The organism is Erwinia sp., assembly GCF_031978025.1.
In the GTDB taxonomy this organism is placed as follows: Bacteria; Pseudomonadota; Gammaproteobacteria; order Enterobacterales; family Enterobacteriaceae; genus Erwinia.
Map to the genome: position 1 here is coordinate 1 of NZ_DALZCD010000100.1, position 13,543 is coordinate 13,543.

Consider the following 13,543-nt stretch of genomic DNA (forward strand, 5'->3'; position numbering starts at 1 on the left):
AAACGCCTGCCAGGTCACTTCCACCAGCCGCAGGGATTCGCTGTCCAGCCCGAGGGTCTGGCGCTGCTGATAAACGCTGTCGAGACGCGCAAAAAGCTGGCCATTCAGCCGAATATCATCTTCCAGTCCCGTCAGTTTTGGGGCCATCTCTTCATCAAGCTGCTGGAGCAAATCGCTGGTATTGGCCGACGTCATGGCGTTAAACACGCTCTCCACGCTCCTGAGCATCTGTCCACACTGCTCCAGCGCCTGATAAGTATTGGCAAAGGTCGGTGGCTCGGCGCTGGTGGCGATACGCTCCACCTCTTCACGTTTTTGCCGCATTCCTTCCTCCAGCGCCGGACGATAATCGGCCTCGGTAATGCGATCGAACGGCGGGGCCTGAAACGGCAGCGGGCTGGGCTGGCTGAACGGGTTAGTACGCATGGTAGACTCCTTATCGGCTCTGCAAACAACGCGAAACGGGCGGCATTACTCAGGCGTGTTGAACAACCTGGCCAGCGTCTGGATTTGCCGATCGTCAGATGATAAATCTTTAACAATAAGATGTAAGGGTGTAGCACGTCTGCCGCCGTGCGTCATGGGAAGAATTTTCAGGGTACCGGCAGCAAGCGGCGCGGCGATACGCTCTTCCGGCAGCCAGCCGTAACCGACCTGCGCCATCACGGCTTCAGCCGCCGCATCAATTGTAGAGAAAGTCCAGCATTCCCCTGTCTCGAAGAGGTTTGCCTGTGCGCTATCTTCCCGTCCCGCAATACGGATAAGCGGCCAGGCCGCCAGATCCGTGCCGTTCAGGGGGGCTGGCTGTTGGTGCAGCGGATGATCGCAGTGCGCCACCGCAACGAAATCGATATTCATTAGCCATTCTCCCCGCCCGGTCAGATCCTGACGGCGCGTCAGCACCATCACGTCCGCCCCCGGGTTTTCCGCTACGGTGCTTTCCAGGACTTCGGTCAGGTTCACCTGGGTGTGCGGATGTTGCTGCTGAAACTGCCGCAAAATGGAAAACAGGCGACCGCGGGGGAAAATCGCGTCCACCACCAATTCCAGACGCGTCCGCACGCCCGTGGTCAATAAAGCGGCCTGGGCTTCTACATAGTAAAACGCGTTCAACAACGGTCTGACGCGTGCCAGCAGCTGTTCGCCTGCCGGTGTCAGCACGGCTCGCCGCCCTTGAGGCCGCAGCAGCGCCACGCCCAGTCTCTCCTGCAACTGCGCCAGATTGTAGCTGACGGCAGACTGGCTGCGACAGGTCGCTTGCGCCGCGCTGGCGAAGCTGCCTGCCTCGATCACTTTATCCAGCAATGCCCACTGCTCAAGCGTTGTCTTGTGCATGACTGATTCATTTTTTAGATAAATATCACCTAAAAGTAGCGTTATTAATTCATAAAATAAACCGATAGAGTGTTAAAAAACACAGGAGGACAAGATGAAATTCGATCGACATGACTTGAGCGGCTTTATCGGTAAACACCTGGTTTATACCTATGACAACGGCTGGAACTATGAAATTTACGTCAAGAATGAACAGACGCTGGATTATCGTATTCACAGCGGTCTGGTCGGCAACCGCTGGGTAAAAGATCAGCGGGCTTACATCGTCCGTATCGGTGAGGAGAGCTATAAAATTTCCTGGACCGAACCCACCGGCACCGACGTCAGCCTGGTGGCCAATCTGGGCGACCGGTTGTTTCACGGCACTATTTTCTTCCCCCGCTGGGTTATTGAAAACCCGCAAAAAACCGTTTGTTTCCAGAACGATCATCTTGCAGAAATGGAAAGCTATCGCGCCGCCGGCCCGACTTATCCGACAGAAGTTATCGATGAGTTCGCTACCATCACTTTTGTCCGTGACTGTGGGCGCGATAACGATAGCGTAATCGCCTGCGCGGCAAGCGAGCTGCCTGCGGATTTCCCTAATAACCTTAAATAATCAGCGAGTCAGAGGGGATGCTTTGACGATCCAGGAAAAGAACAGGCCCGGACTGGCATTTTGTTTTTCCGTAGAGCTGGAGGTAGGGGATCCCGTGCTAGTGGCCACCAGCTGCGACAGCGGCAAGCGTCAGCTGATCCCAATACTGCGTGGCGTGGTCTGCGGGGAACTGACCGGCCACGTGCTGCCCGGCGGCGTAGACAGCCAGATTATTGAACCAGATGGGCTTTGCCGCCTTTCTGCTCGCTACGCGCTGGCCACCAGCCTGGGGTCAGTTTACATCGAAAACAACGGTATACGGCGGGTTCCACCCGCTTTCCGTGAGCACCTTTTCGGCGATGATATGCGTTTTTTCGACGCTATTTCGCCTGAATCGCTCTATTTTCGTACCGTGCCGCAGTTTGAGGTTTATGATCCGCGCCTCGCCTGGCTGAAAGAGTCGATTTTTATCAGCACGGGCGAGCGCACCCCAAACGGCGTGACTATTTGTTTTTACCGCGTCACCTGACCCGCCTTCCCCGGCCAGCCATGCTGGCCGCTTTACTGCCCATAGCAGGCAATAATTTCGCCCGCTACCGCTACCGCAATCTCTGCGGGAAGCTTGCCTTTCACGTCCGGCAGGCCAATCGGGCAGCGCAGCGTTTCCAGCTGCTCGCGACTGAACCCTTTGCCTTCCAGCCGGTAATCAAAGCGCTGACGTTTAGTCGCTGACCCGATCATCCCAAAATAACGGTAGTCGCCGCGTGCCAGGATCGTCTCGCAGAGCGCCAGATCGGTGGGATGATGATGAGTCATTACCACGTAGTAACTCTCTGGCGGCAGCTGTTTGACCGCATCACGCGGGTCCTCCGGGCAGCAGACTGTTACGCCCGCCGGCACCTGGCTAAACTGCTCCTGCCGCTCATCCACCCACCAGACATGACAGGGCAACGTTGCCAGAATCGTCACCAGCGCACGGCCTACATGCCCTGCGCCAAACACCGCTATCTGCGGTTGGGGCTGGATAAGCGGCTCAAATAACACGGTGGTCATGCCGCCGCAGCATTGCCCAAGCCGTGCACCCAGGTTGAAATGCTCGCTGCGCGGTTGATGACTTTGCGTCGTCAGCATCTCCCGGGCAAGGGTGATGCACTGATATTCCAGGTGCCCGCCGCCGATGGTCAGAAAGGTACGATCGGCGGTGACGACCATTTTGCTGCCGCTGTCGCGCGGCACCGATCCTTTCTCCTCCAGTACCGTCAGCAACACGCAGGGTTCGCGTTTTTCCTGTAGCGAGGCGAGTACCGCAATCCAGTCTTCAGGTCGCATCATTTTCCCTCATTTTCTCTACGCCCCAAAAAACGGCTTCCGGCGTGGCGGGTGCCGCCAGGAGCGGATGCTGGAGGTAGTTGCCTACGCTGGCTACGGCATCCTGCAGCGCACACCAGGCGGCGATCCCCAACATAAAGGGCGGTTCGCCTACCGCTTTGGAATGAAACACCGTGTCTTTGGGGTTTTTGCGGTTCTCCACCAGCGTGACCCGCAGGTCGGCAGGGACGTCGCCGATCGCCGGGATTTTGTAGCTGGCAGGGCCATCGGTCATCAGGCGACCCTGCTCGTTCCACACCAGCTCCTCACAGGTCAGCCAGCCCACCCCCTGCACAAATCCCCCCTCGACCTGACCAATATCGATCGCGGGATTCAGCGAAGCCCCCACGTCATGCAGGATATCCGCCCTTAGCAGTCGGTATTCACCGGTTAGCGTATCGATAATGACTTCCACACAGGCCGCGCCGAAAGCGTAGTAGTAGAACGGCGTGCCGCAGCCCGCTTCGCGATCGTAATGAATGCCGGGCACCTTGTAGTAGCCGGTGGCGGAAAGCGGCACCTGGTTCAGCCAGGCCAGCTGTGCCACGTCGGCAAAGGTAAAATACTTGTCGCCCGCTTTGACCGTACCGTTGCTGAAGCTGACCTGATCAGCCTCGCAGTTCTGCAGACGACACAGCATTGCCGTTAATCTGTCTCGCAGAATTTGCGCCGCATTCTGGGCAGCTTTACCGTTGAGATCGGTGCCGCTTGAGGCCGCGGTCGGCGAGGTATTGGGCACCTTGCCGGTATCCGTTGCGGTGACCTGGATGCGATCGACATCGATTTGCAACACTTCCGCCACGATTTGCGCGACTTTGGTATTCAGCCCCTGCCCCATTTCCGTGCCGCCGTGGTTAAGCTGCACGGTGCCATCGGTGTAGATCAGGATCAGCGCACCCGCCTGATTAAGAAAGCTGGAGGTAAAAGAGATACCAAACTTCACCGGCGTCAGCGCCAGGCCGCGTTTCAGATAAGGGCTGCTGCGGTTGAAAGACGTAATATCGCGGCGACGTGTTGCATACTCCGCACTCTCCTCCAGCTGAGCGGTCATCTCCTCCAGTAAATTGTCTTCCACCCGCTGGTGATAGTGCGTGACGTTACGCGTCTCTTTGCCGTAGTAGTTACGTTTGCGCACCTCCAGCGGATCGAGCTTCAGTTCACGGGCGATATGATCCATGATTTGCTCAATTGCCACCATGCCCTGCGGGCCGCCGAAGCCGCGATAAGCGGTATTGGACGCCGTATTGGTGCGGCAACGATAGCCTGTAATCAGCGCATCACCGAGGTAATAGGCGTTATCAGCATGAAACATGGCACGATCGACAATCGAACCGGAAAGGTCTAACGAGTAACCGCAGTTACCGGCCAGATCGATTTTCACGCCACTGAAGCGCCCCTCGTTATCCACCCCCACGTCATAGCGCACGTAGAACGGGTGTCGCTTGCCGGTAATACGCATATCGTCACGCCGCGCCAGCCGCATTTTTACCGGCCTGCCCGTTTCCCGCGCGGCCACCGCACACAGGCAGGCAACGCCTGCAGCCTGTGTCTCTTTCCCGCCGAAGCCACCGCCCATCCGACGCATATCGATCGTCACTTTGTTCATGGTGATCCCCATCACCGATGCCACCAGCTTTTGTACTTCCGTTGGGTTTTGCGTAGAGGAAAAGACCTGCAGCGACTGGTCTTCACCCGGCACCACCAGAGCGATCTGCGTTTCCAGATAAAAATGTTCCTGCCCCCCAATATGGAATTCGCCCTGTAACCGATGAGTGGCACAGGCAAGCGCGGCCTCTACGTCGCCCCGCTGATGTACGTGTGGCTGCTGCACAAAATGCGAGTTGGTCAACGCCTCTTTGACGTCCAGCACCGCCTTCAGCGGCTCGTACTCAATAATGGCCGCCTCCGCTGCCTGCCGGGCCGCCTGGGGAGTGGAAGCCGCTACCGCCAGCACTATCTGTCCCACATACTCCACGACCTCTTTCGCCAGCAGCGGATCGCCCGGCTCCAGGGGGCCGATATCGCCTTCGCCCGGCACGCTTTGCCAGGTCAGCACGCTCACCACGCCGGGTATCGCATAGCAGGGGCCGGTATCTATGCTGAGGATGCGGGCGTGCGCGTGCTCGCTAAGACGCGGACACAGATGCAGCATGCCCGGCAGTTCCAGTCTGTCATCGATATAAATCGCCTCGCCGGAGACGTGTTTATCAGCGCTCTCATGCCTGTTGCTCTTGCCGACGCCGCTCTGAATACCCGCCAGATGCTGCCGGGCAATAACATCGGCCGCTATCAGGGGACGATTATTGGACATAGTCTGTTACCTCCAGCAGGGTCAGCTCTTCCGTAAACGAAGCGTGATAGCGGCGCAGCAGATTCTTCGCCACCTGTAAGCGGTATGACGCGCTGGCGCGAAAGTCGCTCAGTGGCGTAAAGTCCTGTTCCAGCGCAAGGCAGGCCAACGCCAGCGATGACTGGGTCAGCGGCTTGCCCGTCAGGGCATGTTCACAATGCGTGGCTCTTTTAGGCGTTGCGGCCATGCCGCCAAAAGCGATACGCGCCCTGGTGACCGTGCCGTCGGCGGCACGATCCAGCATAAAGGCGCCAAAAACGGCGGAAATATCATCTTCCAACCGCTTAGAGACTTTCCAGGCCCGGAAATGTTGTGACGCCGTCAGTTTAGGCAGGGTGATCGAACGAATAAACTCGCCGGGCTGCAGGGCGGTTTGACGATAGCCCAGGAAAAAGGCATCCAGCGGCAGCGTACGGGTTTGTTCGCCGCGCTGAAGCGTCAGCGTCGCGTTTAACGCCAGCAGCATGGGTGGCGTGTCGCCGATGGGCGAACCGTTGGCGATATTGCCGCCCAGCGTGCCGCGGTTGCGGATCTGTAATGAAGCGAAGCGCTCCAGCACCTGCGAAAAAACAGGAATATGCGGCTGTAAGAGCCTGGCGCAGGCCTGCAGTGAAGCGCCCGCGCCCAGCACAATCGTCTGTTCCTCTTCCCGACACGCTTTCAGCGTCTCCACCCCATCCAGTGCAATAACCAGCGGCAGGGCTTTATGATTCTGCGTCACCTGTAACGCCAAATCGGTACCGCCTGCCAGCAGCTTCGCCTCGGGAAACGTCAGCAGCAGTTCTGCCAGACGGTCGAGACTTTTCGGCAGCAGGCAGCGGTTACCGTTTAGCGCCAGTTCCTGCTCTTCGCGGTTTTGGATAGCCAGCAGTTTTTCTACCGTCTGCGCCTCACGCTGTGCAAAGACGTCCGGTTTCGGCTGTTCGCAGACCTGACGTGCCGCATCAATGATGGGCCGATAGCCGGTACAGCGGCAAAGATTGCCCGCCAGCGCCTGCTCCGCCGCTTTACGCTGCCAGCCATCACTGTTTTTTTGCAGCGTGAACAGCGACATCACAAAACCCGGCGTGCAGAAGCCGCACTGCGAAGCGTGGCACCCCGCCAGCGCCTTTTGTACCTCGTGCAGCTCGTTGCCCTGACGAAGATCCTCCACCGTGAGCAGCTGCTTGCCCTGTAGGCTGCTGACAAAGGTGATACAGCTGTTGACAGTTTCGTACACCATCTTCCCTGCTTCCACGCTACCCAGCGTGACGGTACAGGCGCCACAGTCGCCCGAGGCGCATCCCTCTTTCGTGCCGCAACGGCGCCTGTTCTGGCGTAAATAATTCAGCACCGTTGTCCCGGGATCGAGCGCCTGTTCGGTTATCAACGTCTGATTCAGTAAAAATTGGATCATGCGGCTTCCTCCTCGTGCTGCGGCTGCCAGACCAGTTTGCCGTTGACCCAGGTACAAGCGATATTGCGATCGTCGCCCAGCGTCATCAGCACAAAAAGTTTTTCCCAGATATCGCGGCTGTTGCCGTGGCGCAGCTTTTGTAGGGCGGAGACGGCCGGATCGAGCACCACAAAGTCCGCCTCTTTACCGGGCTGGAAGTTGCCAATGTTATGATGCAGATCCAGCGCCTGCGCGCCGCCGAGCGTGGCGTGATAGAAGGCTTCGCAGGCCGCCATTTTATACTGCTGCAGCTGTCCGACCTTGTAAGCCTCGCCCAGCGTTTGCAGCATGTTGAAAGTGGTCCCTGCGCCAACGTCGGTGCCGATGCCCAACCTGACCTTTTTTTGCCAGCAGGTTTGCAGTTTAAACAGGCCGCTGCCGAGAAACAGATTAGAGGTGGGACAGAAAGCGACGGCTGACCCGGTCTGCTGCAGGCAGTTCCACTCGCTCTCTTCCAGATGAATACAGTGCGCAAAGACGCTGCGGCGCCCCGTGAGCCGATAATGATGGTAAACGTCCAGATAACTTTCACGCTCGGGAAACAGTGCCTTCACCCAGGCAACTTCCTGCGGGTTTTCGCTCAGATGCGTGTGCAGCCAGAGATCCGGCCACTCTTCCTTCAGCTGCCTGACTTTTTCCAGCAGCGCCGGTGAAGAGGTTGGCGCAAAACGCGGCGTCAGGGCATAGCTCAGGCGACCGCGATTGTGCCAGCGTTCAATCAGCTCGCGGGTTTGCTGATAGCTCTGCTCAGGCGTTTCGGTCAGGTAATCTGGCGCATGGCGATCCATCATGACTTTCCCGGCGATCAGCCGCATGCCCAGACCTTCGGCCGCGCTAAACAGCGCGTCCACCGATTCCGGGTGTACGGTGCCGAAAACCAGCGCCGTGGTGGTGCCGTTGCTCAGCAGCTGATGCAGAAAAAAGGCAGACATTTTCGCCGCATGTTGCGGACAGTGGTACTGGCTTTCCACCGGGAAAGTATACTGCTGCAGCCATTCCAAAAGCGGCTCACCAAAAGCGCCAATCATTTCCGTCTGCGGATAGTGAATATGGCTATCGACGAAGCCTGGCACGATGAGCTTGCCACGGTAGTCGGTTACTTTCCGCTCATCGGCAAGCTGGTGACGCCCCGTTTCCCAGGCCTGCAGTGAAACGATCTTGCCTTCGCGCAGCAGCAGCAGGCCGTCTTCAATGTAGCGGGCGCGTTCCGGTAGCTCTTCAGGCTGGCTGACCGGTGCGGTGATATCAAAAAAACTGCCGCGAATGGCGGTAACTGACGACATAGCGCTTCCTTTTGAACAAGTCTTTGGCAAACCGTGAACGGCCTGCCTTCCCTGTTGCAATTGCTGTGCCAAAAGAGGATTCGCATTTATTCTTTATTTATCATGTAGTTAAATTAATAACGTTCACCCCGCCGGGTTAACCCAAGGCAATCGTATGCGCAACCGATTGCCTACCCCGGCAACCGATTGCTATCCGATTTTCATTGCGGGGTAACAAGTTTTGTCCGCTTTCAGGCACCGCTTTCCGCCCTTTTTGGTGCAGGGTGCACCCTGACCGTGCAGGACAGATTATTAACCCTAATCAAACGTTCTTATCAGAAGCGATCTGAAGTGTTATGGTGTTCAGAACCCAAAATGTGTTGAGGAACAGTGAGATGATCATATTTGTTACGGGTGCAACTGCCGGATTTGGCGAAAGCATTACCCGCCGCTTTATCCGCGAAGGACACAAGGTAATCGCCACCGGACGCCGTCAGGAGCGTTTGCAAACGCTGAAAGAGGAGCTGGGCGAGCACCTTTATACGCTGCAGCTTGACGTTCGCAACCGTGCGGCTATTGAAGACGCGCTGGCGCAGCTTCCTGCCGAATGGCGCAATATTGACGTGCTGGTCAACAACGCTGGCCTGGCGTTAGGCATCGAACCCGCGCACAAAGCCAACCTGGATGACTGGGAAGCGATGATCGACACCAATAATAAAGGGTTGGTCTATATGACGCGTGCCTTACTGCCTGCAATGGTTGAGCGTAACGTCGGCCATATTATTAATCTGGGATCGATTGCCGGCAGCTGGCCTTACGCGGGCGGCAACGTTTACGGCGCGACCAAAGCTTTTGTGCGTCAGTTCAGCCTGAACCTGCGTACCGATCTGCACGGCACTGCCCTGCGCGTTACCGATATCGAACCCGGCCTGGTGGGCGGCACTGAGTTTTCCAACGTCCGCTTTAAGGGCGATGACGCTAAAGCGGAAAGCGTTTACGACGGCACCGAGCCTCTGACGGCCGAAGATGTGACCGAAGCCGTCTGGTGGGTCGCCACGTTGCCGAAGCATGTCAATATTAATACCCTGGAAATGATGCCGGTCTCGCAAACGCTGGCTGGCCTGAAAGTGCACAAGGCGTAACGTCTCATCTGACCTGGCGGCCAGTGTTCGCCAGGTTTCTCCGCCGGGCTACCCTCTCCCCCAACCGATAACGATAATCAGCATCCCGCCTAAAGCAATGGCCGCCCCCGCCCAGTCGTAGTGGCTTAGCCTGACGCCCTCGACTACACGTAACCACATCATTGCCGTTACTACGTAGACGCCACCATAGGCCGCATAGACGCGCCCGCTCGCTGCCGGATGCAGCGTCAGCAGCCAGACAAACAGCGCCAGGCTGGCCGCGGCGGGCAACAATAGCCAGGCGGAGCCGTCCTTGCGCAGCCACAGCCAGGGAAGAAAGCAACCGATGATTTCGGCGAGTGCGGTCAGAAAAAAAAGCAGGACGGTTTTCAGCAGCATGTTACCTCTCTACAGGCTAAACGGATATGCAAGCCAGCTGGTTAGCCTGCGACCGCAGATGATATACTATCTGTGCCGTCCGACGCAGCCGCGCGGCTGTAAAACAGGAATAAGGATTTACTCATGAAAAAGATGACTTTCTGGCCCCCCCTGCTTGCCAGAGCGGCTCTGCCGCTGGTTCTGTTTGGTGCGCTGTTTTCTTTTCAGCAGTCCGCCCAAGCCAGAACGGACAGGCTGATTATTCAGGATGGCGACAGCTCGCTTACCCAGGAGCAGGCGCGTCAGGAAAAAGAACAGTGGGACGAAACCCATCGCCTGCGCAACAAGGTGAATCAGCGTGTGGAAAAGAATTTTGATAAAGTCGATCGCGCCATTGATACTCGCGACGCCTGTGAGCAGAGCCTGAATGTCAATGCTTACTGGGAGCCAAACACCCTGCGCTGTCTGGATCGTCGCAGCGGACGCCCTGTCGCACCCTGATAGCAGATTGCTGCTATAGTTAGCGTAATTTTCAGGCAAAAGGAAGGACGATGAAAGCGATAAAATGGCTGTTACCGGCGTTGATGATCGCCGCTCCGCTGGCTGCACAGGCTTCTTGCGAAACGGTTAAAGCGGACATTAATCAGAAAATTATTAATAACGGCGTACCTGCTTCCGGCTTCACGCTGGAAGTCGTCCCCAGCGATCAGGCCGATCAGGCTGGCGGTCAGGTGGTAGGCCACTGCGAAAATGATTCACAAAAAATAGTCTACAAGCGTGAACGCAACGGCGAGAGTGATACAGCCGTCCCGGCCAGCGCCGGAACCTCTCAGGATGCGCCCTCTTCCTGATTGTTAAGGGCCGCGAAAGCGGCCCTTTTTTATTCCGGCCGCTTCGCCGGGATAAAGCGCGCCACCGCCAGGCTGGCGAAAGCAATCATCAGCGACACGGCAAACACCCAGTGTAGCGAGTGAGCGACTTCTCCGATAATGTGCTGTAAATCGCCCTGCGATAAGGCTTCTCTCTGCCCCTGCGCCATGATTTGCTGAACCGGATCGTCCTGCTGCGGCAGCCGCTGCGACAGGTTATAGTTCAGAACTGCCCCCATTATTGCCGTCCCGGCCGCCGAGCCCAACAAACGGCTGAACATCACCGAAGCGGTACAAATGCCGCGTACTGAAAATTCCGCGCTGTTCTGCACGGCGATCAGGAACGTGGTGCTGGTCATGCCCATGCCGGTACCAATGACGAACGCGGCGAAGCCCGCGTAGCTGATGCTACTGTCAACCTGCAACAGCATCAGCAGCGCCGTGCCGGCAATCAACAGCAACGAGCCCAGCTGGGCGGTGAAACGGTAAGAGGTACGCAACATTAGCCTGCCGCTGAGCGTGCTGGCCAACGGCCAGCCGATCGACATCATCGCCAGCGCGCTTCCTGCCTGCAGCGGCGTTCCGCCGTTTACGCCCTGGATCCACGTTGGCAAGAATGCGCTGATGCCCATCATGGCTGCCCCGATAATCAGGTTGCCGAGATTACCCGCTACGATAGTGCGGCTGCGCCACAGCAACAGCGGAAAAAGCGGGGCCGCCGCCCTTTTTTCATGCCGTACCAGCATAAAAGCCGCCAGTAGCGCGACGCCAGCCAGGCCAAACGCCCAGTTGCCGAGCAGCTGCGCCTGAAGCAGCGCCGTTAGCAGCGCGCTGACCGTCAGCATCAGCCAGCCGCTGCCTGCCAGGTTAAGCTTTTGGCGTGTTTCGCCTCTTGATTCCGGAAACCAGCGCGCCAGCATCAGCATGGAAACCATCCCTACCGGCACGTTAACCCAGAACACCAGCGACCAGCTGAAATGTGCCACTATCCAGGCGCCGGTGAGGGGCCCTACTACTGCCGCCACGCCCCAGACGCTGGACAGCCAGCCCTGGATGCCCGCTCGTTCTTTCGGCGAGTAGACGTCAGCAATAATGGTCGCCGTCAGCGGCATAATTGCCCCCGCGCCCAGCCCCTGTACGGCACGAAAAAGGATCAGCCAGCTCATATTGGGCGCGAACCCGCACAGCACCGAGCCGATAAGGAACAGCGACGTGCCCATAAAGAAGACGCGTTTCCTGCCCCATAAATCGGCGAGCCTGCCGTAAAGCGGCACGCTGACCGCCTGGGTCAGCAGGTAAACGGAAAAAACCCAGCCAAATTGCGCAAATCCCCCCAGTTCTGCCACGATAGTGGGCATGGCCGTCGCGACGATAGTCACCTCAATCGCCGCCATAAACATCGCCAGCATTGCGGCGATCAGTATCCAGTGGCGATGGCTCACCCCGGTGTGTGCTGTTTCAGTCATACCGCTCCTTAGTGTTGTCCGTTCTATTCTGGCCTGGATTGACGCCGGATGTTTCCTGTTTGTGCGCTGCAACAATAAAAAAACCGCTACAGCGGAGGCTGCAGCGGCAGGAAGAAAGGAAAAGGGGGAACGGTGGCTTTTTCGGTTACTGACGGAGCGCGCTCAAATCAAGATAACGGGCCAGCTCGCGCTGCTCCGGTTTCGGCAGGTACGGCAGCTCGCCCAGTAGCGGTGCCGGGATTTTTTGCGTTAGCACATCAATAATTTCCGCATAGTGCGCCAGCCCCGGATTGATGCGGTTAGCGACCCAGCCCAGCAACGGCAACCCATCGTTCGCTATCGCCTGCGCCGTCAACAGCGCATGACTGATGCAGCCCAGCTTGATGCCCACCACCATGATTACCGGCAGCTGCTCATCCACCGCCCAGGCGGAAAGCGGCCGCAGGTCGTTCATCAGGCTATGCCAGCCGCCGGTACCTTCCACAACAACAGAATCTACCTGAGTCGACAGCGCATCAAGGCCTTCGCTCAGCGTATGATAGTTGATGATGGCGTCACGACTGGTACTGATCTCGTCATCCAGCAGGGTCAGTGGGTTAATAACGGAATAAGGAAGCGCAACGGAAGAAGAAGCCTGTAGCACGAGCGCGTCCTTGTTGCGCGGCCCCTCTTCGGTCTGATGGCTGCTTTTGGCAACCGGTTTGTAGCCCGCCACGCGCCGGCCACCTTCGGACAGCGTCTGCAAGAGCGCGCGGCTGACCACTGTTTTACCCACTTCTGTATCGGTGCCAGTGACAAATAAACGCTTTAACATATCCTCTCTACGCTCCGATTTCGTCGATAATTTATAAACAATAATTAACAATTAAGACGCAACATCTTAGGGTAGTGAACCGGAGCGAGGCTTGCGTTAGCGCAATATTTTGCGTAATAAAGGCGGGGCTTTAACCCTGGAGCAGTTTCACCAACAGCGTGCCGTTATAGAGCGCATCCTTGACCAGCGCGGCGCCAGGCATCGTTCCCTGATTGTAAAATCGGGTAGGTTCGATGGCGATGTGCTGACCATAGACCGGCAGCGACTGACGGCGCACGCAGTCGGCGATGGCGGGAAAGAGAATATCGCGGGCGCGATTAAGGGGCGATCCTATTACTATTTTTTCTGGATTGAAGAGATTAACCATAATCGCCAGGATACGGCCAACGTGATGTCCGACGCCGGTAACGATCCCTTTCGCCAGGGATCGCCTGCCAGCGCGGCATCGCAGAGCGAGTCTGCAGTCAGCGGCTGTTGATGGAGCAGGCAGTCCGGTGCGGCCTGCATTTTTTGCGCAGCCAGCTCCAGTACGCTTTCCAGACTCGCGACCGTTTCCAGGCAGCCATGA

At 57.5% G+C, this 13,543-nt stretch carries 13 protein-coding genes and 2 pseudogenes; 5 read left to right on the forward strand and 10 right to left on the reverse strand.

Features of this window, described 5'->3' with window-relative positions; all coding sequences use genetic code 11:
- Together RTK32_RS09955 and RTK32_RS09960 are read right to left on the reverse strand one after the other, a co-directional pair.
- Nucleotides 1–426: pseudogene (locus RTK32_RS09955) on the reverse strand (dipeptidyl carboxypeptidase II); the annotation flags it as partial.
- 45 nt (nucleotides 427–471) lie between these two features.
- Nucleotides 472–1,335, reverse strand: a complete 864-nt coding sequence (locus RTK32_RS09960; RefSeq protein WP_312043510.1) for a LysR family transcriptional regulator — start codon at nucleotides 1,333–1,335, stop codon at nucleotides 472–474.
- A 94-nt stretch (nucleotides 1,336–1,429) separates the two neighbouring features.
- Between RTK32_RS09960 and RTK32_RS09965 the strand changes: the two genes are divergently transcribed.
- Together RTK32_RS09965 and RTK32_RS09970 are read left to right on the forward strand one after the other, a co-directional pair.
- On the forward strand, nucleotides 1,430–1,933 hold the full coding sequence (locus RTK32_RS09965; RefSeq protein ID WP_312043512.1) for a phenolic acid decarboxylase: 504 nt from the start codon (nucleotides 1,430–1,432) through the stop codon (nucleotides 1,931–1,933).
- A gap of 28 nt (nucleotides 1,934–1,961) precedes the next feature.
- Nucleotides 1,962–2,441 carry a DUF3237 family protein gene (locus RTK32_RS09970; protein WP_312043528.1) on the forward strand — a complete coding sequence of 160 codons (480 nt, stop codon included), beginning with the start codon at nucleotides 1,962–1,964 and terminating at the stop codon, nucleotides 2,439–2,441.
- Nucleotides 2,442–2,473: 32 nt separating this feature from the next.
- On the opposite strand, the gene xdhC is transcribed toward RTK32_RS09970, so the two are convergent.
- From xdhC to guaD, 4 genes are read right to left on the reverse strand one after another with little or no spacing between them, the layout of a single operon-like run.
- Nucleotides 2,474–3,241 carry a xanthine dehydrogenase accessory protein XdhC gene (xdhC, locus tag RTK32_RS09975; RefSeq protein ID WP_312043530.1) on the reverse strand — a complete coding sequence of 256 codons (768 nt, stop codon included), beginning with the start codon at nucleotides 3,239–3,241 and terminating at the stop codon, nucleotides 2,474–2,476.
- On the reverse strand, nucleotides 3,231–5,591 hold the full coding sequence (xdhB, locus tag RTK32_RS09980; protein ID WP_312043514.1) for a xanthine dehydrogenase molybdopterin binding subunit: 2,361 nt from the start codon (nucleotides 5,589–5,591) through the stop codon (nucleotides 3,231–3,233). Before xdhB ends, xdhC begins: the two co-directional genes overlap by 11 nt.
- Nucleotides 5,581–7,026: a xanthine dehydrogenase small subunit gene (xdhA, locus tag RTK32_RS09985; RefSeq protein WP_312043516.1), complete on the reverse strand. Its 1,446-nt coding sequence runs from the start codon at nucleotides 7,024–7,026 to the stop codon at nucleotides 5,581–5,583. The genes xdhB and xdhA overlap by 11 nt, the downstream gene beginning before the upstream one ends.
- Nucleotides 7,023–8,348, reverse strand: coding sequence for a guanine deaminase (guaD, locus tag RTK32_RS09990; protein ID WP_312043518.1), 1,326 nt, complete (start codon nucleotides 8,346–8,348; stop codon nucleotides 7,023–7,025). Before guaD ends, xdhA begins: the two co-directional genes overlap by 4 nt.
- A 374-nt stretch (nucleotides 8,349–8,722) precedes the next feature.
- Here guaD and ydfG point away from each other — a divergent pair, with 374 nt between their 5' ends.
- Nucleotides 8,723–9,469 carry a bifunctional NADP-dependent 3-hydroxy acid dehydrogenase/3-hydroxypropionate dehydrogenase YdfG gene (ydfG, locus tag RTK32_RS09995; RefSeq protein ID WP_312043520.1) on the forward strand — a complete coding sequence of 249 codons (747 nt, stop codon included), beginning with the start codon at nucleotides 8,723–8,725 and terminating at the stop codon, nucleotides 9,467–9,469.
- A gap of 48 nt (nucleotides 9,470–9,517) precedes the next feature.
- On the opposite strand, the gene RTK32_RS10000 is transcribed toward ydfG, so the two are convergent.
- Entirely contained in the window at nucleotides 9,518–9,844 is a 327-nt protein-coding gene (locus tag RTK32_RS10000; protein WP_312043532.1) for a YnfA family protein, read from the reverse strand.
- 135 nt (nucleotides 9,845–9,979) lie between these two features.
- On the opposite strand from RTK32_RS10000, the gene RTK32_RS10005 reads away from it, so the two are divergent.
- On the forward strand, nucleotides 9,980–10,327 hold the full coding sequence (locus tag RTK32_RS10005) for a DUF1283 family protein (protein ID WP_312043534.1): 348 nt from the start codon (nucleotides 9,980–9,982) through the stop codon (nucleotides 10,325–10,327).
- 50 nt (nucleotides 10,328–10,377) lie between these two features.
- A complete protein-coding gene (locus tag RTK32_RS10010; protein ID WP_312043522.1) occupies nucleotides 10,378–10,677 on the forward strand; it encodes a DUF1161 domain-containing protein in 300 nt (99 codons plus the stop codon).
- Between the two features lie 29 nt (nucleotides 10,678–10,706).
- Here RTK32_RS10010 and RTK32_RS10015 read toward each other — a convergent pair whose 3' ends face one another.
- The 3 genes and pseudogenes from RTK32_RS10015 to RTK32_RS10025 form a co-directional block, all read right to left on the reverse strand.
- Entirely contained in the window at nucleotides 10,707–12,161 is a 1,455-nt protein-coding gene (locus tag RTK32_RS10015; RefSeq protein WP_312043524.1) for an MDR family MFS transporter, read from the reverse strand.
- A 145-nt stretch (nucleotides 12,162–12,306) separates the two neighbouring features.
- Nucleotides 12,307–12,975 carry a dethiobiotin synthase gene (gene bioD, locus RTK32_RS10020; RefSeq protein WP_312043526.1) on the reverse strand — a complete coding sequence of 223 codons (669 nt, stop codon included), beginning with the start codon at nucleotides 12,973–12,975 and terminating at the stop codon, nucleotides 12,307–12,309.
- 130 nt (nucleotides 12,976–13,105) lie between these two features.
- A pseudogene (locus RTK32_RS10025) lies at nucleotides 13,106–13,543 on the reverse strand (ROK family protein); the annotation flags it as partial.

What these genes read in the sequence shown, in the direction of transcription:
- RTK32_RS09965 (WP_312043512.1), top strand. Translation starts at nt 1,430, where the DNA reads ATGAAATTCGATCGACATGACTTGAGCGGCTTTATCGGTAAACACCTG.
- RTK32_RS10015 (WP_312043524.1), bottom strand. Translation starts at nt 12,161, where the DNA reads ATGACTGAAACAGCACACACCGGGGTGAGCCATCGCCACTGGATACTG.
- xdhC (WP_312043530.1), bottom strand. Translation starts at nt 3,241, where the DNA reads ATGCGACCTGAAGACTGGATTGCGGTACTCGCCTCGCTACAGGAAAAA.
- xdhB (WP_312043514.1), bottom strand. Translation starts at nt 5,591, where the DNA reads ATGTCCAATAATCGTCCCCTGATAGCGGCCGATGTTATTGCCCGGCAG.
- guaD (WP_312043518.1), bottom strand. Translation starts at nt 8,348, where the DNA reads ATGTCGTCAGTTACCGCCATTCGCGGCAGTTTTTTTGATATCACCGCA.
- RTK32_RS10005 (WP_312043534.1), top strand. Translation starts at nt 9,980, where the DNA reads ATGACTTTCTGGCCCCCCCTGCTTGCCAGAGCGGCTCTGCCGCTGGTT.
- bioD (WP_312043526.1), bottom strand. Translation starts at nt 12,975, where the DNA reads ATGTTAAAGCGTTTATTTGTCACTGGCACCGATACAGAAGTGGGTAAA.
- ydfG (WP_312043520.1), top strand. Translation starts at nt 8,723, where the DNA reads ATGATCATATTTGTTACGGGTGCAACTGCCGGATTTGGCGAAAGCATT.
- RTK32_RS09960 (WP_312043510.1), bottom strand. Translation starts at nt 1,335, where the DNA reads ATGCACAAGACAACGCTTGAGCAGTGGGCATTGCTGGATAAAGTGATC.
- xdhA (WP_312043516.1), bottom strand. Translation starts at nt 7,026, where the DNA reads ATGATCCAATTTTTACTGAATCAGACGTTGATAACCGAACAGGCGCTC.
- RTK32_RS10010 (WP_312043522.1), top strand. Translation starts at nt 10,378, where the DNA reads ATGAAAGCGATAAAATGGCTGTTACCGGCGTTGATGATCGCCGCTCCG.